General features: G+C 51.1%; 14 protein-coding genes. 8 read left to right on the top strand and 6 right to left on the bottom strand.

The window, feature by feature from the left end:
• Together OCV62_RS00900 and OCV62_RS00895 are read right to left on the bottom strand one after the other, a co-directional pair.
• Entirely contained in the window at positions 1-2,019 is a 2,019-nt protein-coding gene (locus OCV62_RS00900; RefSeq protein ID WP_262584711.1) for a hypothetical protein, read from the bottom strand.
• Positions 2,016-2,744, bottom strand: coding sequence for a LytR/AlgR family response regulator transcription factor (locus OCV62_RS00895; protein WP_262584710.1), 729 nt, complete (start codon positions 2,742-2,744; stop codon positions 2,016-2,018). The genes OCV62_RS00900 and OCV62_RS00895 overlap by 4 nt, the downstream gene beginning before the upstream one ends.
• 203 nt (positions 2,745-2,947) lie before the next feature.
• Between OCV62_RS00895 and OCV62_RS00890 the strand changes: the two genes are divergently transcribed.
• From OCV62_RS00890 to OCV62_RS00880, 3 genes are read left to right on the top strand one after another with little or no spacing between them, the layout of a single operon-like run.
• Positions 2,948-3,337 carry a hypothetical protein gene (locus tag OCV62_RS00890; protein WP_117794962.1) on the top strand — a complete coding sequence of 130 codons (390 nt, stop codon included), beginning with the start codon at positions 2,948-2,950 and terminating at the stop codon, positions 3,335-3,337.
• Positions 3,312-3,686 carry a response regulator gene (locus tag OCV62_RS00885; RefSeq protein WP_262584709.1) on the top strand — a complete coding sequence of 125 codons (375 nt, stop codon included), beginning with the start codon at positions 3,312-3,314 and terminating at the stop codon, positions 3,684-3,686. Before OCV62_RS00890 ends, OCV62_RS00885 begins: the two co-directional genes overlap by 26 nt.
• Position 3,687: 1 nt before the next feature.
• Positions 3,688-12,258 carry an S-layer homology domain-containing protein gene (locus OCV62_RS00880; RefSeq protein WP_262584708.1) on the top strand — a complete coding sequence of 2,857 codons (8,571 nt, stop codon included), beginning with the start codon at positions 3,688-3,690 and terminating at the stop codon, positions 12,256-12,258.
• A 226-nt stretch (positions 12,259-12,484) separates the two neighbouring features.
• Here OCV62_RS00880 and lexA read toward each other — a convergent pair whose 3' ends face one another.
• The gene (gene lexA, locus OCV62_RS00875; protein WP_262584707.1) at positions 12,485-13,105 is read right to left on the bottom strand and encodes a transcriptional repressor LexA; all 621 of its coding nucleotides are present in this window, start codon (positions 13,103-13,105) and stop codon (positions 12,485-12,487) included.
• Between the two features lie 193 nt (positions 13,106-13,298).
• On the opposite strand from lexA, the gene OCV62_RS00870 reads away from it, so the two are divergent.
• Positions 13,299-13,703, top strand: a complete 405-nt coding sequence (locus OCV62_RS00870; protein WP_021914890.1) for a LysM peptidoglycan-binding domain-containing protein — start codon at positions 13,299-13,301, stop codon at positions 13,701-13,703.
• On the opposite strand, the gene OCV62_RS00865 is transcribed toward OCV62_RS00870, so the two are convergent.
• The gene (locus tag OCV62_RS00865) at positions 13,697-13,882 is read right to left on the bottom strand and encodes a hypothetical protein (protein ID WP_262584705.1); all 186 of its coding nucleotides are present in this window, start codon (positions 13,880-13,882) and stop codon (positions 13,697-13,699) included. The genes OCV62_RS00870 and OCV62_RS00865 overlap by 7 nt on opposite strands.
• A gap of 72 nt (positions 13,883-13,954) precedes the next feature.
• Here OCV62_RS00865 and OCV62_RS00860 point away from each other — a divergent pair, with 72 nt between their 5' ends.
• Both OCV62_RS00860 and OCV62_RS00855 read left to right on the top strand, forming a co-directional pair.
• Positions 13,955-14,665, top strand: coding sequence for a response regulator transcription factor (locus OCV62_RS00860; RefSeq protein WP_262584704.1), 711 nt, complete (start codon positions 13,955-13,957; stop codon positions 14,663-14,665).
• Positions 14,637-17,168 carry a sensor histidine kinase gene (locus OCV62_RS00855; protein WP_262584703.1) on the top strand — a complete coding sequence of 844 codons (2,532 nt, stop codon included), beginning with the start codon at positions 14,637-14,639 and terminating at the stop codon, positions 17,166-17,168. Before OCV62_RS00860 ends, OCV62_RS00855 begins: the two co-directional genes overlap by 29 nt.
• Before the next feature lie 97 nt (positions 17,169-17,265).
• On the opposite strand, the gene OCV62_RS00850 is transcribed toward OCV62_RS00855, so the two are convergent.
• Together OCV62_RS00850 and OCV62_RS00845 are read right to left on the bottom strand one after the other, a co-directional pair.
• The gene (locus tag OCV62_RS00850) at positions 17,266-18,321 is read right to left on the bottom strand and encodes a tyrosine-type recombinase/integrase (RefSeq protein WP_262584701.1); all 1,056 of its coding nucleotides are present in this window, start codon (positions 18,319-18,321) and stop codon (positions 17,266-17,268) included.
• On the bottom strand, positions 18,308-19,033 hold the full coding sequence (locus OCV62_RS00845) for a tRNA 2-thiocytidine biosynthesis TtcA family protein (RefSeq protein ID WP_118495521.1): 726 nt from the start codon (positions 19,031-19,033) through the stop codon (positions 18,308-18,310). Before OCV62_RS00845 ends, OCV62_RS00850 begins: the two co-directional genes overlap by 14 nt.
• 226 nt (positions 19,034-19,259) lie before the next feature.
• On the opposite strand from OCV62_RS00845, the gene OCV62_RS00840 reads away from it, so the two are divergent.
• Together OCV62_RS00840 and OCV62_RS00835 are read left to right on the top strand one after the other, a co-directional pair.
• On the top strand, positions 19,260-20,603 hold the full coding sequence (locus tag OCV62_RS00840; protein ID WP_262584700.1) for a DUF2130 domain-containing protein: 1,344 nt from the start codon (positions 19,260-19,262) through the stop codon (positions 20,601-20,603).
• A gap of 1 nt (position 20,604) precedes the next feature.
• On the top strand, positions 20,605-22,044 hold the full coding sequence (locus OCV62_RS00835; RefSeq protein WP_262584698.1) for an AI-2E family transporter: 1,440 nt from the start codon (positions 20,605-20,607) through the stop codon (positions 22,042-22,044).
• Positions 22,045-22,161: the final 117 nt, after the last annotated feature.

The following is a 22,161-nucleotide window of genomic DNA, read 5'->3' as shown; positions in this document are numbered from 1 at the left end:
TTATTTTCGCCTCCTCCTTAGGAAAAACACACCGGCAGACAGAAGAAGCAGACAGGCCGGAATCAAAAAGAATATGGGCGACCAGCTGTGCTCTGTGTCGGCAGCATGTGCCAGGGAAGCGGTATCTTCCTTTCCCACAATGGTGTAAGTCCCTGTATGGCTGATCTGAAAGGAAGCGGCTTTCGCCGTATCGTCATAGTCGGTCATGGGAACTTCCACGCCGCTTTTATCACAAAGGAACAATGTGCCGGCTGCCGGGTCATTTGGATAGGGCAGCATGACAGAAACATCCGGCAGGGAGTTGAGCACAGTTCCATTGATGGAAAACGAAAAAGAAAAACCGCCATCCGTATCCTTTTGGATGATGACTTCAATCTGATCTTCGTTTTGGATACCCTCCGGCAAGGCGTCTTTGGGTATGCTGATAGTGATTCCCTGTTTGGAAAAGACGGCTCTTTGCGCCCCTGTTTGCAGCATCATCAAAAAGCGTGTTCCGGAAATCCGGTCAGTGGTTTCATCAAAGAACTCTGAAAAAGCAGAGTTTTGGGAATCTGCGGCTTCCTGGGGAACGGTCATAGCGCTTTGCACTGAATCTTTCCTGTTTTCTGAAAGCTTCCAGGCAGGATCGGTAAGCTCTGAAGCGCCGACAATCGTCTGCACTTCAGGGGGCTGCATCAAAGTGGTATCTTCCTCTGGCTGATCTGATCTAACGGGCGCTTCGATTTCCGGTATAGTCGGTTCATCGGAATCCGTTCCACCGTCATTTGTTGCAGGCGGTTTTGAAGGCTTCGTGGAGGGCCTGTCTGCAAAACCATGATCCTGATCGTCGGTATCTTCAGGAGGCGGCTGAATGATGGTGTCGGGTGGATTTCCGCCTGCATCCCCTCCATCCCGGTCGCCTTCATGATACCCTTCAAGAACAATTTCATCTGCGTAGGTAAAGGACAGGATGCCGGTCTGTCCGCCGTCATAATCAACCTGAAGACGGTAACCGCTGCCCGGCGTCAGCAGACGGGTAGCAATCGAGAGCATTTCCCGTCCCACGTAAATGCCATTTTCCAGCTGGTTCCATGAACCGTTGTTTTCGGACAGCCATACGCTGATCTTATCCAGTTCTCCCGGCGGTGTGACCCAAGGAAAATAAAGGTTTCCTCTGGCGGCCAGAAAACAGTTAATGTCTGGTCTATCCGGAGCCTGAACAGAAACAGGAATTGTAATTTCAGGGAAATCGACACGATCCGCAAATACGGTATTTTTCGGTGCAGTCAGCCTTCCTGTTGCATGGTACAGTCCCACAGTATTCAGATCAATACACGAAAAATCCCATTCCACCACAGCGGTGTAGCTGGTTCCGTTTTCCGCATAGCATTCCAGATAATACGGGGAGGCGGCGAATAATTCTTCCAGTGCTTCAATTTCGCTGCCCTGTGGGAGCGCAAATGCATTTGTATAAGGATACCATTGCTCTATAGAGGTAATGACAGCAGGCGTCATTTCTTCTACCCGGACGGGAATCTGCAGCTCCTGCAATACAGCTTCACCAAAGGCATACCCCTCCGGCAGTTCAATCCGGCCTTCTGCGGCATATTCTCCCGGAGTGGTCTGGTCAATGGCCGAAAAATCCCATGCGACAGAAAATGTTTCCTGCCGGATTTCTTCACCGGCTGTTACAGTGGCGCAAACGGTCTGATACTGAAGGGCCAGCTGATAAATTTCCTCCAGGTCATCATCAGACGGTGTGGTTCTAAGGGGCAGGGTAAAAGCCGGCAGGGAGAGCAGTTCGCCTTCCTTTTGTATTTTTGTGACAAGGACGAGGGGTATTTCTTCCGGTGTTTCCAGGGTTCCGCTATCCAGTGCCCCTGAAGCTTTGTTTTCTAAACCCGGCGGATTCTCCCTTCTTTCATCGGCGTTGGCTGGGGTTGCAGTTCCAGCGGCAAATGTAGGGATACTGCCGGTCAAGCAGAGGAGGCAGGCCAGACAGCCCCCCAGAATACGCCTGCGTATTTGTTTCATTCTCATACGATACGCCCCATTCCAGAGAAAACATACTGACGGTAGGTTTCCCGCAGCTGTTTTCCATTGCGGAGAGCAATCGGAAGTTCCTCCCCGTTTATCAAACGGAAGGCCTGGCTGTCAACATGGCTGATATAATCCATGTTGATTAGAACGCCCCGGTAGCAGGGCAAAAAACGCTTGTCCTTCTGCAATGCGGCAGTGACCTCCTGAAAACCTCCGCTTACCGGTATCACGCGTTCCGCCGTATGAATCCGCGTCATACGGTTTTGATAATCTATGTATAGAATTTTCTCTGTGGGAAGTTCCAGCTTTTGACGGCCAGCCATAACCGAAAGTGTCATCACTTCATAGGGCGGTTTTAGCTGGCACAGCTCCATCGCTTCTTCAAAATCTGCCTGATGGAGCGAAAGCGGCTTCAGCAGATAATAGCTGGCGGACAGGCTGTACCCCATCCGGGCATAATCTTCTGTAATGGTCAGAAAAACGATCTTACAGAGCCTGTTTTTCTGGCGCAGCCTTCTGGCGGCTTCTATTCCATCCATGTTCTCCATATAGATGTCCATAAAGACAAGCTGAAAATTGACCTGGGCGGCAGCTTTCAGAAAATTCTCTCCGTCCTCAAATTCTGTCAGCGTATAGTCCAGCTGATGCTTTTTCATATAATTTTCCAGGCAGACAGACAGTTCTTCTCTGTCCTCTGCTCTGTCATCCACAATCGCAATCTGCATCGTGCCATCTCCTTTGCACAATAATCCAATATTAGTATAACATAAAACCGCAGGAAAAAACTTGCGTCTTAAACAGGAAACCTGCGTCTTAAACAAAGTCGGTTGCATTTCTCTTGACAAGATGCTACTCTAATTATACTACCAGACTTTCCGATGAGAAGGTCTGGTTTTTTTATTTTTCTTTTCAGGAAAGGAGGCTCAGCATGAAAATCGCACTTTGTACGGAATTAAGGAATGCAGAATGGTTTGAGAGCAGGCTGCGCTCCCTTTTTGCTGGGGACGGACAGCTTGTCATCGACGAGCTATGGAATGAGAAGCAGCTATCTCAGGCACTGCGGCGGAGCCGCTACCATGCGGTTGTCATCGCCATGACCGGGGCAAGGGGATTGGAGGCTGCCATTCAGGCAAAGCAGCTGGCACCGGAAACACCGCTTGTCTGGTGGAGCGATGATAAAAACTTCGCCCTGATCGCGTATCACCTGCGTATCCCTGTGTTTCTTCCGGCAGACTGCTCCGATCAGGAGCTATATGAGGCGATAAAACCCATCATGAAATGGAGGTGCGAAAATGCGAATTGCGCTATGCAGTTATAGCCAGAAAGAAAAAGAAACCGCTTTGCTGATGAAGCTGGGCAAAGTAGACCGCTTTGATAACGGCGTGTTTTGTACCTATGCCATGCAGCGGGATGGGCCTTATGATGCTGTGGTGGTCATGGAGGACGGAGCCAGGGGGATGAATTTCTGCATGAGCATACGAGGGTACAGCAGGGATGTCCCTCTCCTGTGGATTAGCGACCAGGCAGAGTTTGAACCCCAAAGCCGCAGGCTGCAGGCGGACACCTTTTTGGTGAAGCCTGTGACGGAATATCAGCTGCGGGAGGCAGTATCCCGGCTGCTTCAGAAAACAACGAGAAGGAACGAACAACGTGAGGAGGATGAATAAAATGAAATGGAAATGGAAACGGCCGGCCGCATTTTTACTGGCGGCGGCAATGATTTTTACGATGCCGGGCGTTCCGGCATCTGCGGTGGAAGCGGGTGTGTCCGCCGTCCATACGGGGTTGTGCGAGCATCACCCGAAACATACAGAGGACTGCGGATATACGGAAGGAACCGAAGGGGCAGACTGTGAACATGAGCATACTGAGGATTGCTACACCCTTGTGAAGAAGTGTGTCCATGAGCATGACGAAAGCTGTTACCCTGTTTTGGAAGGCAGCGTACCAGAAAATACGGCGACCCCATCTGAAGCAGAGGAGGCACAGCCGACCGCGTGTACCCATGAATGCAGTGAGGAAAGCGGCTGTATCACAAAAGAATTAAGCTGTCCTCATGAACGCGGCGAGCATGACGATAGCTGCGGCTACATCCCGGCCACAGAGGGGACGCCCTGCGGGTATACCTGCGAGCAGTGCAATTCCCAGGACAGCGGGCTTGTTCCCGGCGCGTCCGGGAATGCTCCGGCGGAGTGCATCTGCGAAATCCGCTGTGAGAAAGAGGCGGTCAATCCCGACTGTCCGGTCTGCTCTGCGGAAGATGCAGACCTCTCTGCCTGCAAAGGCACAGAGGAAACCGTCTGTATCTGCACCGACCGATGCAGTGAGGAGATGGTGAATCCGGACTGTCCCATCTGCTCTGCGGAGAATGCAGACTTCTCTGCCTGTCTTGGAAAAGAGGCGGCGGTGCTGGCTGTGCAGGCACTCATTGACGCCCTGCCAGAAACAGTCACGGCGGACAATGCGACCAAAATTGAGGAGCAGCTGAAAGCCATTGATGCAAAAATAGAGGACCTCACCGATGAGCAGGTCGCCAAGCTGGACATGACGCGCTATAACGCCGTTTATGCGGCGCTGGCTGCGTTTGCGCTGCCGCAAGCCGCTCATACCCACTGCGTCTGCGGCGGGAATGGAGATGTCAACGGGCACGAACATGACACTGCTGGCACAGAGTGGACAACTACCGATTCCCTGCCTGATTCTGCGGGCAGCTATTATCTGACGCAGTCTGTGTCGGGGAGCTGGACTGTACCAACGGGTGAGGTCAACCTCTGCCTGAACGGGCAGACGATTTCCGGCAGCATCACCGTCGGCAGCGACGCGACGCTGACGCTGACTGACTGCTCCGGTAACGGAAAGGTTCAAGGCGAAGTGACCGTCAATGGCGGCAAATTTGAGCTGTACAGCGGCACGATCACCGGCGGCGTGCAGGTCGGTATAAAGGGTGGCACCTATCAGACCGGCTCGTCCTTTACCATGTATGGTGGAGAGATTACCGGTAATAAAGCAGGCAGCGGCTCCGGCGGCGGTGTGTTCCTTGTCGGCACGACGAATCAGACCGACCCGCCGAGCTTCACCATGCACGGCGGCACCATTTCTGGCAACACCGCAGCCGCGTCCGATGGCGGTGGCGGCGGCGTGTATGTAGGCGAGAAGTGCAGCTTCACCATGGACGGCGGCACCATCACCGGCAACACGGCAACCGCCGGCAACGGTGGCGGCATCTATATCCACTTTAACGCCGGCAATGTTTCGATCTCCAACGCCACGATCACCGGCAACAAGGCGTCCGCCACGGGGAATACAAGTTATGGCCACGGGGGCGGCATTTATTCGGAGAGAGGGGTAACCGTCGAGAATGTGACGATCACCGGAAACAACAGTACCTTTGAGGGCGGCGGCATCTATGGAAAGGGCGCTATTACCCTCACCGATGCTACCGTTACCGGCAACAATCAATATGACGTTTACTACGGCGGAGGGGAAAGCTCAGCTCCTAAGCTCACTGTTTCCGGCTCGGTGAAGGCCGGTTATTACGCCAATTATGCGTGGAAGCTGCCCATTCTTGTATCAGGCGCATTGAGAGAGGATTCGGTCATCCGTGTGGGCGTGCGTGAAGGCATAAATCTTGGGGCCATCGCCGAACCGGCAAGCGGCGTGACGCTCCGCGCCGAGAACTTCAAGGCGGACGCCGCCGACAGCGAGACCAGCCTGGGCAAGGACGGCAAGGTCTATCTTGTGCCCTGCACGCACGAGATGGACGATACCGGCTACACCTGCAAGAAGTGCCATACGAAATTCGACGCGCGCGTGGGCGAGAGCGCCTATTATCAGACGCTGACGAAGGCGTTTGATGCAGCCGGAGGCAGCACCGTGACGCTGCTGCGGGATGTGACGCTCACAGGAAATTGCTCTGCTGCTTACAATTCCACAGCGACGCTGGATTTGAATGGCAAAACTGTCAGCAGCGAGGGTTATTACATTGGTGTCGGAGACGGGAACCATTCCAGGACTCTGACGGTCAAGGATTCCGGAACAGGCGGCGGAACGCAGGCGCTCGATGTCACGTTTTACGTTTCCTCCAACGGAACGCTTACAGTTGACAACTCCTACACCGGCGAGATTTCGCGCGTGGAGCTGCAGGCCGGCGGCGCATTGGAGCGCTTTGGCGGCAAAATCGGCGAGTTGGCTTTAAGCAATGCTGCGGGCGGCTCCACAAGCACAGGCTACAATCTGAAGCTGTGGAATGGCAATACAAACGCCTGCACCATCGGCAAGTTCACGGATAACAATAAGAGCAAGAGCCTCACCGTTAAAGACCTGCTGGGAACCGACTACGCGAAGTGCGAGCTGTACGGCGAAAACAGCGGTACATGGAGCGTCGTTGATAAGAGCACCAAAATTGTGGACTTGACCGGCTATGCAGCGTACAAGGTGCAGTTCCCGGAGTGCGTCCATCAGTGCGCCGATGACAGCAACCCCGTATGCTCTGTGTGCCACAAGAAACTGTACACGAAAATTACCGCCCAGAGCACCGACGGCACGACCAAGACTGCCTACTTCACGGCAGACAGTGCGCTGGAACACGGCTATGCAGAGGCCATCCAGACCTTGAACGGCTGGAGCGCAGCGGGCTGCACCGAGCCGACGCTGACCCTGCTGCGGGATATGGATGTTTACAACACCTCCATGCCGCTGACCGGCACGCTGACGCTGGAGGGCGGAACGCACACCGCCAAGAATGTGACGGTCGCTGAAAACGCGAATGTGACCTTTGCCAGCGGCAGCTATCGAGGTGCGACCATCGACGGCACGGCGACGGTGAAGGAGGGCGTCACATTTGCCGACGACGCCACCGTCACGGTGAACGGTACGCTGAACGCCAAGGGCGGTACCTTCACTGGTAATGTCAAATTCAACGGCAGCAGCATCGCGAACATCAGCGGCGGCAACTTTACCAATGATAAGTTGCATGGCGGCGTTGAGTTCTTCAATTCTTCTGTCACGGGCACGATCTCCGGCGGCACGTTTGTCTTCGCGGATTTTTACACCACCAAAGTCAAGCTCTCCGGCGGCACATTTAAGGAGATCAGAAGCTACAGCGACCACAAACTTGCCGACCTGCTGGCGGAGGGCGCGGCGTATTACGGAGCAAGTGATAATCAGGCTGTGACCAATGATAGAGTGAATAAGCTGGAAAATGTCAAGGTCGTGTCGCATACGCACAACGGCGGCGCGGACGGCAAGGGCATTTGCAGTGTCTGTAAGAAACAGATGACGGCGTCGCTGACCGTCGGCGGCAAGACGAGCTGGTACGCGGCCTTTGCCACTGCCATCGAGGCGGCGAACGCGGCGGACGGTGAAAAGACCATCACGCTGTATCAGAATGTGGATGACACTGTCTACGGGAAGCGGACCGCCTATGAGCTGACCCGCGGGCCGGTGACGCTGGCGACCGGCGGGAAAAGGGTCGATGGTGTGGACCTCATCGCCAAGGGCATTTCTCTGACGGTCACGGGCAGCAACGGAAGCTTCTATGTGACGGTGGACGGCAAAGACGCGGAATTGATCGTCAACGACAAGGATACGGAGCTCGCCATTGTCACGGCGAAGAACGGCGGAAAGCTTTCGCTGAGCAACGGCACCTTCAGCCGTGTGGCTGTAAAGGACGACGGCAGCAGCGCCAGCCTCAGCGGCGGCAGCTACGGCGAGATCACGAGCGATGCCGGCTATGTCAAGCCCTACGCGCTGCTGGCGAAGGGGTACGCTTACAAAAAAACAAAGGATAACCAATGGCTCCCCAACGCCAATTCAATCCCGTCAGAAGTCACCGTTGAAAAAGCGCCCTTCGCGGTCGAAAAGATCTATCCGAATAGCGATACGAACTACACCGGAAACTCGGCGTTTGCGACGGACGGCAGCATCACGCTGACTGCGGTAATCGCGCCCGAAACGCAGGGCGTCACCTACTACTACTGGTGGGAGCGGTTTGACGAATCAAGCAAAGACTGGACCACGAAATTAAACGATGTTAATACTGCGACGCATACCGGCGGGCAGAGCAAGACGCTCTCCATCAGCAATCTGCCGGAAAACAGCAGCTACCAATACCACGTTTATGTGAGTAGCGACAACGGCTACAATTGCTACAGCGAGCCGTTCACCGTGACCCGGCATCAGCATAGCTGGACGTACACGGCAAGCGGCGCGACCATCACCGCAAGCTGCACAGACACGACTTGCACCAGCCCGAACGGCGGCAGCGTGACCATCAAGGCCCCCGCCGAGCTGACCTACAGCGAGGAAGGCAAACCCGCCACGGTGACTGCAAGCAGCGATTGGCAGGGTCTGGCGGCGAGTGGGATCACCATCAGCTACATAAAGACGGGCATGTATGGTCCAGAGAAATTGGAAAACGGCGCGCTCCCCACGTATGCCGGTACCTACACCGCCAGCATCACCCTGGGCGAGGCGACCGCCAGCGTGACCTATACCATTGGCAAAGCTACCCCCAAGGCGGAGGACTTCACCTTCACCGCCCCGACAAGCCTGACCTATGACGGCAATGTCAAGAGCGCGACGGTTTCTCCCGCAAAGGCCGGTACGGGCGATGTCATCGTAAAATACTACGATAAAGACGGTAAGGAAGCCACACCTAAGAACGCGGGCGAATACACCGTCAAGATCGATGTAGTCGAGAGCACGAACTATGCTGCGGCCAACGGCCTGACGGCGGATGGCTGGAAGTTTAGCATCACCAAGGCTGTCGCACCCACGATGCAGCCCATAGAGCTGACCGTTATCAACGGGCTGGCAAAGACTTACTTGGTCAATCTTCCCGCGCTGCCGACGCTGGGCGATAATTGTAAGTACGGCTCCATCAAATATGAGGCCTGCAACTTCGATCTGAATGGAGAGGGCGGCTACGCAAATTCGACGGCAATGATCACATCAAACGATGAGTTCCAGTTGACTGTCCCGGCTGTCGAATCTCAGACCGAAGGTTCCGTCGGAACCGTAGGCGTCAAGATCACCACGGACAACTATCAGGACATGCTCCTGACCGTTAAAGTCATCGCGAAGAACAAGATCGTTCCCGTGCTGGACGGCGAGATCACCGCAACGCCAATCACCTTTGGCCAGATCCTGCGCGTCAGCACCATTACTGGCACGATGAAAGACGACGGCAAGCCGGTCGAAGGCACCTTCGAGTGGACGGATCCTAGTACCAAGCCCGACAAAGCCGGCAACTATCAGGCTGAGTGGACATTCACCCCGGCGGAGGGCTATGAGGAATACGCGACCGCGACCGGAACTGTGACCATCAAGGTGAACAAGGCTACCCCCACCTTCACCGCTCCCACGGCGCAGGAAAATCTGACCTATACCGGACAGGAGCAGGCGCTGATTACTGCGGGCATGACGGACCATGGCACCATGCAGTACAGCCTGACCGAGAACGGCACATACAGCCAGGACATCCCTACCGGCACCGATGCCGGAGCATATACCGTGTGGTATCAGGTGATTGGCGATGAAAACCACAACGATACCGCACCCGCCAGCGTGGCGGTCCGCATTGGGCAGAAGCCGCTGACGATCACCGGGGTAACGGCTGCGTCCAAGCTTTATGATGGCACGAAAAACGCGGGCATCACCAGCGTGACCTTCGACAACGTGATCTTGAACCGAGACACAGACTACAACGTGACCGCCAGCTTTGACGATGCCAGTGCGGGCAACGGCAAGAACATCACTGCCACAGTGTCCTTGATGGAGCAGACCGCGAAGAATTACGCCCTGGAGCAGAGCAGCTTCCCTACTACCGGCAGCATCATCAAGGCCGCTGCGCCTGACTTCACCAAGGAAACTGCGCTTACCATTGTAAATGACTGCGAAAAGACCTACACTGTGACGCTCCCCGCCCTGCCCACGCTGAAAACTCCCAAAGAGTACGGTGCACTCACCTATGAGATCGGCGAAATCAAACTAAATGACGGCTACTACACCAGCGGCGCGAAGGTGGAAAACGGCAAGCTGACCCTGCCCATTCAGAAAAATGATGTGGCAACCACCGGCTCTGTGGGTACTGCGACCGTAGTAATCAAGAGCACAAACTATGAGGACATCACGCTGACCGTCAACATCAGCGCAAAGAATAAGCGCATCCCCACCGTGACTGCACCTACGGTCAACACACTGACCTACAACGGTGCAGAACAGGCTCTGGTTGCGGCGGGCAAGACCACTGGCGGCACGATGCTCTACCGGCTTGACGATTCTGAGTGGAGTGAGCAGCTCCCCACAGCGAAAAATGCCGGAGAATACACCGTTTGGTACAAGGTTCAGGGAAATGCAGAGTACGCAAATGTGGCAGAACAGAACGTGACTGTGACCGTAGCAAAAAAGTCAGTTACCGTTACGGCACTTGATAAGAGCGCCTACACTGGCAGTACCGCGCCCGATCTGAGCAGCCCTAAAGCAGATAAGGATTACAAGGTGGAAGGTCTGGTTGGTGCAGACACCCTGAGCGGCACTGTAACATTGACTTACGAGCAGACACCGGATATGAGCAAAGCCGGAGAAATCGCAATCAACATCACTGATACGCTGTCAAATGACAACTATGAGATCACCTATGTTTCTGGAACGTTGACCGTTTCCAGGCAATCTTCCAGCGACAGCGGTTTCTCCTCTGGTGGTTCGGGCGGCGGTGGAGGCTCATCCTCCGGCGGTTCCGGCAACAATGATAACACCAACCAGCCGAGGGAAAAGCCTCAAGCCCCTGTCACCGGTGAAACCAAACCCATACAGCCGGATAAAAACGGCAATGCGGCAGTGGATAATAGCTCTGTCCAGTCCGCCATCGACAAGGCCAAACAGGATGCGAAAAAGAACGGCACCACAGAGAATAGGATTGCCGTTACCGTTCCCATCACCTCGGCGGCAGGCCAGACCTCTTTTAACGTGACCATCAAGGCGCAGACATTGGATCTGCTGGTTAAAGAAAACGTCCGGCAATTTACCGTAGCAATAGACCATCTGGTTTCGGTTAATATCGGGCTGGATACTCTGAAGCAGCTGGATGCCGCCTCCGCTGGAGGGGACATCATTCTCCGGGCAAATAAGGTGGATGCGCTGCGTTCTACCGAGGCCAAAGCCGCCATAGAAACAAGACCGGCCTATGACCTGTCGCTGGTGTACCTCTCCGGCGGCAAAGAGACGCCGATTACCAGCCTGAATGGACATACCATCTCGGTGCGTTTGTCCTACACACCGGCAAAGGGTGAGCAGACCGGTAATCTCTATGCAGTCTATGTAAACGACGCGGGCAAGGTGGAATGGATCACCAAATCCAGCTACGATGCCAGCCTGAAAGCGGTGGTTTTTGAAACCGGTCATTTCAGCGTTTACGGCGTGGGCTACAAGAACCCTGCCCCTGCCTTTACCGACATTCATAACCATTGGGCTGCGGACAATATCCTCTTTGCAGCCAGCCGGGGACTGCTCTCCGGCACCAGCGACACCACCTTCAGCCCCAACACCGGCATGACCAGAGGAATGTTTGTGACAGCTCTGGGGCGGTTGGCGGGCATCAACCCGGACAGTTACAAGACCGGGAAATTTACTGATGTGAAAGCTGACGCCTACTATGCCCCCTATGTGAACTGGGCGGCGCAGAACGGCATTGTGGAGGGCGTTACTGCCACCACCTTTGCGCCGGATACCAACATCAACCGGGAACAGATGGCGGTCATCATGGCAAATTACGCCAAAAAGCTGGGCTACGACCTTCCGAAAACCCTCCAGGCTGTGACTTTTGCGGACAACGCACAGATCAGCAGCTGGGCGAAGAATGCGGTCAGGGCCATGCAGCAGGCGGGCATCCTGGCCGGGAAGAATGGAAATAAGTTTGACCCCAAGGGAACCGCTACCCGCGCCGAGGTTGCCACCATACTGCGGCGGTTTGTGGAGATCGTCATTGACCCGCAGACCGCAAACGGCTGGCAGCAGAATGACAGCGGTCAGTGGAGCTATTACAGAAATGGGAAGCCAGTGAAGGGCCGGCTCTCCGACGACCAGAAGTGGTACTGGCTGGATAAGACAACCGGAATGATGTTTGCCGGCGGCTGGAAGCAGATTGACGGAAAGTGGTACTACTTCTACACAGACGGGACGATGGCGGTGAATACCACCATTGACGGATATACCATCGGCTCGGATGGTGCAAGAAAGTAACCTACAATAAAAAACGATTTGCCCGTATATCAGCGGACAAAGATAAACGCGGTCGGGTATCAAGAAACCCCACCGCGTTTATTTTTTCTCTTGAAGTGATGAAAAAATAGGAAGCTGGCGTCAATTAAACTGCCAGCTTCCCAATGTGAAAAGGTGTATCCCTAAAGCTTATGTACTAAGCTTTAGTTATATGTTCTGCAATTTTTGTGCCCTTCACCGAATCTGTTCAATGGAAGATCCGCATCATTCCGAACACACGTCCGATCACCTGGCAGTCGTCTACGATGATCGGGTCCATCGTATCGTTTTCCGGCTGCAGACGGATGTGATCCTTTTCTTTATAGAAACGTTTTACTGTAGCAGAGTCATCAATCAGCGCAACCACGATCTGTCCGTTATAGGCTTCCTGACAACACTGCACAAAAATCTGGTCGCCATCCAGAATCCCGGCATTTATCATAGAATCGCCGCGGACATTCAGCACAAAGCACGGCTCACCGGTCGGCACGGATTCTGCCGGAATCGGAAGATAGCTTTCGATATTTTCTTCGGCAAGGATTGGTTGTCCGGCTGCAACATTGCCGACAACCGGAAGGCTCGTCATCTCTGTGCGAACAGCCTGAAAGCTGTCGTCTGTGATCTCAATCGCGCGCGGCTTAGTCGGGTCCCTGCGGATATATCCGTTCTTCTCCAGCGTCTCCAAATGAGAATGAACGGAAGACGTGGATTTTAAATGAACTGCCTCGCAGATCTCACGAACTGCCGGCGGATATCCCTTTTTTAAAATTTCTTCTTTTATATAATCAAGAATTTCCTGCTGTTTTGCAGTGATCTTTCTCTGTGCCATAGAAAAATTCCTTTCTGCATTTTAATGTAAATTCAGTATAACATACCCCTGATAAAAAAGCAAACATACATTCCGAAGAAGTGTTCGATTTTTACCGTTTCCTGTTGACATTCGAAAGTACGTTCGATATAATCCATGTATAGAAACATATGTTCGAAACCGTATGTTCGATTGTACTCAGGAGGGGATTTCTATGAACACAACATACAGCACCTATTTTCAGACCGCCAGAGCAGTAGCAGCATATCAGGAGCGTTCCTATCGCAACCACCTGCGCAGGACCAGACAACTGACCAAACGGATCTTTTTCAGCCTTGCAGCAACCCTTATCGCGGTCTTTATCGGTATTTTGACAACCGGATTTTTATCCAGAGCGCAGGCATCCTCCGAACCTGTCCATTATAAGTATTTCCGCAGCATTATGGTATATTCGGGAGATACGCTTTCCGCTATTTCCAGCCGCTATATGGATAATCATTATACATCTGTCCAGGATTATATCGACGAGGTCTGCGAAATGAATCACTTACAGGATGCAGACGATATCCACGCCGGAGATTATCTGATCATTCCATATTACAGCACGGATTTTCATTGAACGGTTCCGTCACATTTTTCGGAAATCATTCCGCTGATACCTGCTATTAGGGCACATATTTTCAAAACTTTAGATTTTTTTTCGTTTTTATGCCGCTTTTTTCTAAGCTCTTTTGCGTATCGTAAAGTTTGTCCGAAGGTTTGCTTTCCCGGGACGCGGATGCTATACTGATAGGACATATGTCAGGCAGGCGATCTGAACACTATTTTTACTATCAGGCGCCATACAAAAGAGGGGAGTTTAAAGCTGCAATGGATAAGAATCATATTCTGATCGTAGAAGATGACGCCGATATCCGTTCCGGAATCGAGATTTATTTAAAAAACCAGGGATATGACGTATCTCAGGCAGGCGATGGAATCGAGGGTCTGGCGATCATTGAAAAAGAAGAAATTGATCTTGCAATCGTAGATATCATGATGCCGCGCATGGACGGCATTACGATGATGATGAAGGTGCGGGAAAAGGGCTATGATTTCCCGGTGATTATGCTTTCCGCCAAATCAGAAGAGGTCGATAAGATCATGGGCTTAAATATGGGTGCTGACGACTACATTACAAAGCCGTTTACGCCCTTGGAGCTTTTGGCGCGTGTCAATTCCCACCTGCGACGCTATAATCGTTACCGGGAAGCGATCGCATCTGCTGAACCGGTCAAGGATACTTATCATGTGCTGGGCGGAATCGAATTGAACGAAGAGACTGTAGAAGTCTTTGTCGATGGCGCGCCGGTGCGCCTGACACCCATTGAGTTTAAAATTCTGTTGCTTTTGATGCGTAATCCCGGACGTGTTTTTTCCGCAGACGAAATTTACGAACGCATCTGGAATGAAAAAGCGGTCAATACTGACACGATTATGGTTCATGTCCGTAAAATCCGAGAAAAAATAGAAATCGATCCGAAGAATCCGAAATATTTAAAGGTGGTGTGGGGTGTTGGTTACAAAATGGAAAAACAGTAGTCCAAAGGCAAAAAGCGTTACAGTGATGCTTGTCATCCTCCTGTCTTTGACACTCTGTCTGATGGCGTTTCTGCCGTTCTTTCAAACGCGTGCTGCCAGCGAATTTTCCACTCCGCTGACGGAAATGTCCTTTATCGAACAGCTTTATCAGAGCAACTATATTCAATATAAATACCTGAAAGAAAAGACCGATCAGAAAAACTGGTCTTATTCCGATCTGTATCTGACGATCGACTATCTGGGGAACCGTGAATCAGGTGATCCTGCATTTTCTGCCTCTTCAGCAACTTATCAGATCGCTGACAGAATCTCTTCCGACGCTTCGTCTGACACCCCCGTTTCTGACGGTGATCTGGAAGAAGCCCTGTATAATGTATTTCTGTCACAGATTGATGAAATGAAGGCGGGTGCAGAGAAACTGACGCAATATGTCGATTACTGTGCACAGGATACTGCTTCCGGTACGCAAATCGGAAACAGCAGTGTTTCTGAACTGACTGCGCTTTTAAACGGACAAACCTCGACAGAGCATCCGTCCTATATTTATTATGCAGTTATCGAATATGATGCCGCCGGACATGTCAGCAGCTGCCGCGCTTATTTTGGCGACGAGTCCGACAGTTTTTTAAAAAAGCTGGAAACTGCCGGAAGAGAACAGTATTTTCAGCAGTTTTCTGATGACTCCGACAGCCTTTTGTTAGATTTCGATTCAGACTCTGGCCAGACTTACCGTTACCGTGTTTCGCTTTCCGGTCCTTCGAATATGCGGATCATTTATGCCATCACCCAACAGCAGTATCAGAAGATTCTTTCTTCCCGGGATCTGTTCATGAGCGATACCAATTACGATAGCCTCCAGTATCAGAGCTATTGTGCCGCCGGGGTTCCCCACGTGCTGATCGGTTTTTTTGCTGCAGCATTCCTGTTCGGTGGTTTTATGGTTCTCTTGTTTGAAAAAAGAGGTTACTGTATCCGCAGCTTTTCCATCTGCCAGCTTCCGATCGAGATAGCAGCAGTGCTTCTCTGTCTGTTTTTTCAGGGACCCTATTTCCTGACTCATCTGATCTGCGGCGTTCAGCAAGGACAGCTCTTTCCGAACCTGACAAAGCATGTTCTTTCGCCGCTGCATTTGTCCGGGACGCTGTATCTGTTTTTGGCGATTGTTTTTTTCCTTTGCTTTTTCGTCGCCTTTCTTCTCGGCACGATTGCAGCAGGCTGCCTGCGCAGCAAACAGGAGTTTCGCGAGCACAGCCTGATAATCCGCTACTGGCGCAGGATTATGAATGCCTGGAACCGGTTCTATCAGGAGCTTGTCAGCTTCGATATCGGCACAGACGCCAAGAAAATGATTTCCAAATTAGTCATCGTCAATTTTATCATCCTGTTTGCCATTACGTTTTTCTGGGTATGGGGCTTTGTTCCACTGTTGATTTACTCCCTGATTATCTATTTCCTGCTCAAAAAATACGTCTATGACATACAAACCAAATATCAGAACCTCCTGCGCGCGACCAGCTCGATCGCAAGAGGGGATTTCGATACCGCTTTTTCAGAAGACTTCGGCGTTTTCGAAAGCTATAAAAAAGAGCTTTTACAAATTCAGACTGATTTCAAGAAAGCGGTAGACGAAGAGGTCAAGAGCCAACGGATGAAGTCCGAACTGATCACCAACGTATCTCATGATCTAAAGACGCCGCTGACTGCAATCATTACCTATATCAATCTCTTAAAGGAGCCGGGACTTACCCCCATGCAGCAGCAGGAATATCTCGATACGCTGGACAAAAAGGCGCTCCGCTTGAAGGTACTGATCGAAGACCTGTTCGAAATCAGCAAGGCAACTACCAATAACGTTACCCTGCATTATGACAATGTCGATATCTGCAACCTGCTTCGACAGTGCTATCTGGAATATGAAACCCGCATGCAGGAAAAGAATCTGACATTCAAATTTCAGCTGCCGGAAGAAAAAGTAATTTTACGGCTTGATCCGCAAAAGACGTTTCGTATTTTTGATAACCTTTATACCAACATCAGCAAATATGCCATGCCATCCACGCGCGTCTATGTTACTGTGACCGACAGCGCATCCGAAACGCAGATTGCGATCCGAAACATTTCCCAGATGGAGCTGACCGTCTCCGGAGAAGAGCTGACCGAACGTTTCGTCCGCGGAGACGGCTCCCGCAACACAGAGGGAAGCGGACTTGGTCTCGCCATCGCAAGAAGCTTTACTGAGCTGCAGCACGGCACAATGCAGATTCTTCTCGATGGCGATCTGTTCAAGGCGATTCTGACCTTCCGCAAGCCGGGCGCTGAACCGGTCGATAACCGATCGGAACACCTGGATACCGCACATTCTGCAAACGCCAATTTATCTGGAAATTTAAATTGCCCCGGCGCTGCAGACAATCCTGCAGAGGGTATCGAACCACCTCCGATTTATCGCCCAAGCCGATGGAGAAGCGATAAAAACCTTCGCAAGCACGGGCAGAAAAAGTAACAAGAGAACGAAAAAACGGTCGCTCAGTCCAACACTGGAAGAGTGACCGTTTTCCATTCCGCACAATAGATTGCACGCGTTACAAGTCAACGAAAAATCATAACTCCCGTAATTTTACTGTTTTGGCAGCTTTCCGTTTATGATCGTCCTTCATCGCAGCGTAATGCTTCCGTGTGGTATTGACATCCTTATGTCCCAGAACGTCTGCAACGAGGTAAATATCCCCGGTTTCCTGATACAACGTCGTGCCGTAGGTGGAACGGAGCTTATGAGGCGTGATCTTTTTTGTCGTTGTGACGAGAGAAGCGTATTTTTTGACCAGATTTTCCACGCTGCGCACCGCCATGCGTCGGTTCTGCAGGGATAAAAATAATGCATCCTCGTGGCCACTCATCGGAATCATATGTTTGCGTTGATCCAGGTAGGAGAGAAGCGCTTCCTCCACCTCTTCCCCAAAATAGACGACGTCCTCGTATCCACCCTTGCGTCGCACCTTGATTGCGAGATTATCAAAATCTACGTCGCTGATATCCAGACCGACACACTCCGACACACGAATACCGGTTCCCAGCAAAAGTGTCAAAAGCGCAAGATCGCGCACCTTCGTCTTATCGTGGAACTTCATCTGACTTTTGGTCATTTTGGTGCCGTCCTCCACCTGGTCAAGCAGAATTGCGACCTCGTTGGGGTCCAGACGCACGATTTCCTTGTCATGGAGCTTCGGCATCGGCACTAAGGACGCAGGATTGCTTTTAATCTGTTCGTCCCGGAAAAAATAATTATAAAACGAGCGCAGGGAAGCGAGCTTGCGGCGTTTCCCGCGTTCATCGTTGGTATATTCCGTGCCGTCGTCTTTGACATAATACGAAAGATATTCCAGATATTCCTCGATATCCGCCTTTGTGATCTGATCCAGAACTGACAGCGGAAACTCCGTGATATCCATCTTCGAAAGCACGCTGTTATTTTTGTGCAGAAACTCAAAAAAGACACCGAGGTCATACGCATAGGCAAGCCGCGTGCGGGGCGCGGTCGTCTGCTCGATTCCACGGAAATACTGGCGACAGAAACGCGGCAGCTCTTCCTGCAGCTTTCGCAGCTGGAGGATATTTTCCTTTGCAGTTTCATCATGGTAATTGTTACTGTTTTTCATGTACCCTCCATTCCGCAAGACCACTCTGAACCGCAGTGAACATCCGATCCTTCACACCCGGATTTTCCAGGTTCAGCTGACGCAGCAGCTGCTTGACATATTCTCTGCGAGTATGTCCGTCTGCAGGGCAGGGACTTTTAACAACCGGAACATCATGCTTATGGACAAATCCGATCACATCCGCTTCCTTCATATAAACGAGCGGACGGATCACCGTCAGATTCATCCGATCCAGAAAAGTGACAGGGGCAAACGTATGGAAGCGCCCTTCATAAATCAAAGACAGCATCAGCGTCTCCACGACATCGTCCTTGTGGTGTGCATAAGCAATTTTGTTGCAGCCTGCCCCACGGATCGCTTCATTTAATGCGCCTTTCCGCATTTTTGCGCACAGTGCGCAGGGATTTTTTTCTTTCCGTTGGTCAAATACGATCGAAGCGATCTGCGTCGGCACAATTGTATACGGGACATCCAGCTCTTTACAGAGTGCCTCTATTTTGCCCAAATTTAAGTTTTCAAAGCCAAGGTCGACAGTTACCGCATGCAGTTCAAAGGGATGCGGATAAAATCGTCTGAGCGTGCTCAGCGCATAAAGAAGCGTCAGGGAATCCTTTCCACCGGAAATCCCGACTGCGATTTTGTCTCCGTCCTGAATCATTTCATAATCGTCGGCGGCTCGCCGCACCTGGCTCAATACCTGTTGTAACGTCATGCTGTTTCCTCGTTTCATAGTTACCGGCGTCTGCACGCCGGAATGGTTTTCTCATCCTGATTTTCCTTTTGACAGTATACTATTTTTTCTTTCTTTTTGCAAAGAGACCGCAGTGATTCATACCGGATTTGGATCGATCCTAGGTTTCTATCGGGATTCGCCTTGAAAAAAAGTGCTCGACAGAGTAAACTAATAGAATATCCAATCATGATAAAGGAGCAGGTGCATGCAGGAAATCAAATGTCCCAAATGCGGCGAAGTCTTTCAGGTAGACGAATCCGGCTATGCGGCGATCGTCAGACAGGTCCGTGATAAAGAATTTGAGAAAGAGCTTTCCGAGCGTAAAGCGCAATATCTTTCTGAAAAAGAAAACGCTGTCCTTCTGGCGCAGACCCAGACGAGACAGGAGCTGGCGGAGGAAATTTCCCGGCTGCAGGCAAAGCTTGCGGCAGCAGAGAGCGCACGGCAGCTGGCAGAGGCAGACGCCCGTTCCCGGCAGGAAAAGCTTTTGTCTGAACAGGAAAAGGCTCTGTCCCAAAAGGACGCTCAGATCAGCCTTTTAAATGCCAAAATCACATCTGTACAGGAAACTGCGGACAAGGATATCGCCCTGGCGGTTTCCAAAGCAGCTGCCCAGAAAGAAAAGCAGATCAACGAAATGGACCGGCAGATTTATGACCTGACCGGTAGAATAGAACATGCAAAGCAGGAAACCCGGCTCCGAGAGCAAAATATTAAGGAGCAGTACGAAGAGCGCCTCCGCATGAAGGACGAGGAAATCGCCTATTATAAGGATTTCAAGGCGCGCCAGTCCACCAAAATGATCGGAGAAAGCTTAGAGCAGCACTGTGAGACAGAATTCAACAAGTTGCGCGCAACCGGTTTCCAGAATGCATACTTTGAAAAGGACAACGATGCCAGAACCGGCAGCAAGGGCGATTATATTTATAAAGAAACGGATCCGGACGGGACCGAATTTATTTCCATCATGTTTGAAATGAAAAACGAGATGGATGAAACCGCAACGAAAAAGAAAAATGAAGATTTTTTCAAGGAGCTGGATAAGGACCGGCGCGAGAAAGACTGCGAATACGCCGTTTTAGTGTCCATGCTGGAGCCAGACAGCGAGCTGTATAACACCGGCATCGTGGACGTTTCCTATCGATATCCGAAGATGTATGTGATCCGTCCGCAGTTTTTTATCCCGATGATCACGCTGCTGCGCAATGCTTCCCTGAATGCGCTGCGGTATAAGCAGGAGCTTGCTGTCATCAAAAATCAGAATATTGACATTTCCCATTTTGAGGAAGATATGAATGATTTTAAAGAGAAATTCAATCGGAATTTCCGTCTGGCGAGTGAACGATTCCACCGCGCCATCGATGAAATCGACAAAACGATCGACCATCTTCAGAAGACAAAGGAGGCCCTGCTTTCTTCTGAAAACAACCTGCGGCTCGCAAACAACAAGGCGGAAGATCTGAGCATCAAGCGCCTTACGAAAAACAACCCGACGATGAAAGCGAAATTCGACGAGCTTTCTTCGCATGACGGAAAGGAGAGTACTTGACATGAAATTTCGCTGGGAAAAAAAATATCTATACTGGGGCGTAACGGCGCTTCTGGTTGTAATCGGCGGGCTGCTCGCCTATTATCTGATCTTTCACGGCGGCAACTTTAAAGATCATCTGCAGAATCTGCTGCACATCTGCATGCCGATTCTGGACGGCTTTATTCTGGCATGGCTGATGTGTCCGCTGGTAAACGCCATCGAGCATTTTGCATTGTATCCCGCCAGAGACTGGCTGATTTCCCAAAAACCGTCCTTACAGAAAAAAAAGAAACAGCTGACCAGCTATTGCCGCGGCATTTCGATCGTCCTGACGCTGTGCTTTGTCCTGTTTTTGGTGTACGGATTTTTCAGAGTTGTAATTCCGCAGATCATTGGAAGCATCCAAAGTATTGCCGGTCAGTTCCCCAGCTATGTAAAAAACGTCAGTGACTGGGCAGAAAAACTGCTTGCTGATAATCCAGACATCGAAACGACTGTATCCGATCTGATCGATCATTATTCGACAGATCTTGAAAACTTCCTCAATAAAACCATGATGCCTCAGATCAATGCCATCGTGAAAACAGTCTCCCTAAGCATGTTAAGCTTTGCGAAGGCAGTCTGGAACCTCGTTATCGGACTGATCATTTCCATCTATCTGCTTGCCAGTAAGGAACGCTTTGTCAGCCAGGGGAAGAAGCTTTTATACGCTTTCTGGGATACCAGACAGGCTAATGTAATTATGGAAGACTTCCGTCTGATCGATTCCACCTTTGGCGGATTTATCAGCGGAAAAATTTTGGATTCAGCCATCATCGGTGTTCTCTGCTTTGTTGTTGTCAGCATCATGAAAATGCCATATCCAATGCTGATCAGCGTCATAGTCGGCGTTACCAACATTATTCCGTTCTTTGGTCCGTTTATCGGAGCCGTACCCTGTGCATTGCTTATTTTAATGGTCAATCCGATGCAATGCCTGTATTTTATCATCTTCATCTGGATTTTGCAGCAGTTTGACGGCAACTTCCTTGGGCCTAAGATTCTTGGCGATTCCACCGGTCTTTCTGGGTTCTGGATTATTTTTTCCATCACCATCTTCAGTGGTCTCATGGGTGTACCAGGCATGATTCTCGGTGTTCCGATCTTTGCTGTTTTTTATGCGCTGATCAAGCGCTACGTCAACCGCAGCTTGCAAAAAAAGGGCATGTCCGATAAAACAGAAGAGTACCAGACACTGGATTATGTCGATGTCCAGACCGGCAGCTTTATTTCCAAACCGGAAGATAAGCCCGCAAGACATCGCAAGAAACAGTTTTCGTTCCGGAATTTTAAAGAAGATTTGAAGACGTTTATTCCGCACCCTGCAGAACATGTAGAAAAAAATGCAGAAACCGCTGCAAAGGATTCCGCGGGAAAGGACAATCAGAAGCAGGAAAATTCTGAGCCCTCTGATCGATGAAAAATGATCAGATATTTCAAAATCAAAATCCATTCCGATAGAGGTTTGAGAAGAAGAGATAAATACCTATGAAATTTGTTATTCAATGTACTACACAGGTTATAGAGGAGACATTAT

The organism is Gallintestinimicrobium propionicum (genome assembly GCF_025567525.1).
GTDB lineage: Bacteria > Bacillota > Clostridia > Lachnospirales > Lachnospiraceae > Gallintestinimicrobium > Gallintestinimicrobium propionicum.
The sequence above is the reverse complement of the archived record's forward strand: the minus strand, read 5'-3'. Positions and strand labels throughout refer to the sequence as shown.

What these genes read in the sequence shown, in the direction of transcription:
- OCV62_RS00895 (WP_262584710.1), bottom strand. Translation starts at nt 2,744, where the DNA reads ATGCAGATTGCGATTGTGGATGACAGAGCAGAGGACAGAGAAGAACTG.
- OCV62_RS00870 (WP_021914890.1), top strand. Translation starts at nt 13,299, where the DNA reads ATGAACACAACATACAGCACCTATTTTCAGACCGCCAGAGCAGTAGCA.
- OCV62_RS00850 (WP_262584701.1), bottom strand. Translation starts at nt 18,321, where the DNA reads ATGAAAAACAGTAACAATTACCATGATGAAACTGCAAAGGAAAATATC.
- OCV62_RS00840 (WP_262584700.1), top strand. Translation starts at nt 19,260, where the DNA reads ATGCAGGAAATCAAATGTCCCAAATGCGGCGAAGTCTTTCAGGTAGAC.
- OCV62_RS00880 (WP_262584708.1), top strand. Translation starts at nt 3,688, where the DNA reads ATGAAATGGAAATGGAAACGGCCGGCCGCATTTTTACTGGCGGCGGCA.
- OCV62_RS00845 (WP_118495521.1), bottom strand. Translation starts at nt 19,033, where the DNA reads ATGACGTTACAACAGGTATTGAGCCAGGTGCGGCGAGCCGCCGACGAT.
- OCV62_RS00900 (WP_262584711.1), bottom strand. Translation starts at nt 2,019, where the DNA reads ATGAGAATGAAACAAATACGCAGGCGTATTCTGGGGGGCTGTCTGGCC.
- OCV62_RS00835 (WP_262584698.1), top strand. Translation starts at nt 20,605, where the DNA reads ATGAAATTTCGCTGGGAAAAAAAATATCTATACTGGGGCGTAACGGCG.
- lexA (WP_262584707.1), bottom strand. Translation starts at nt 13,105, where the DNA reads ATGGCACAGAGAAAGATCACTGCAAAACAGCAGGAAATTCTTGATTAT.
- OCV62_RS00885 (WP_262584709.1), top strand. Translation starts at nt 3,312, where the DNA reads ATGCGAATTGCGCTATGCAGTTATAGCCAGAAAGAAAAAGAAACCGCT.
- OCV62_RS00890 (WP_117794962.1), top strand. Translation starts at nt 2,948, where the DNA reads ATGAAAATCGCACTTTGTACGGAATTAAGGAATGCAGAATGGTTTGAG.
- OCV62_RS00860 (WP_262584704.1), top strand. Translation starts at nt 13,955, where the DNA reads ATGGATAAGAATCATATTCTGATCGTAGAAGATGACGCCGATATCCGT.
- OCV62_RS00865 (WP_262584705.1), bottom strand. Translation starts at nt 13,882, where the DNA reads ATGTCCTATCAGTATAGCATCCGCGTCCCGGGAAAGCAAACCTTCGGA.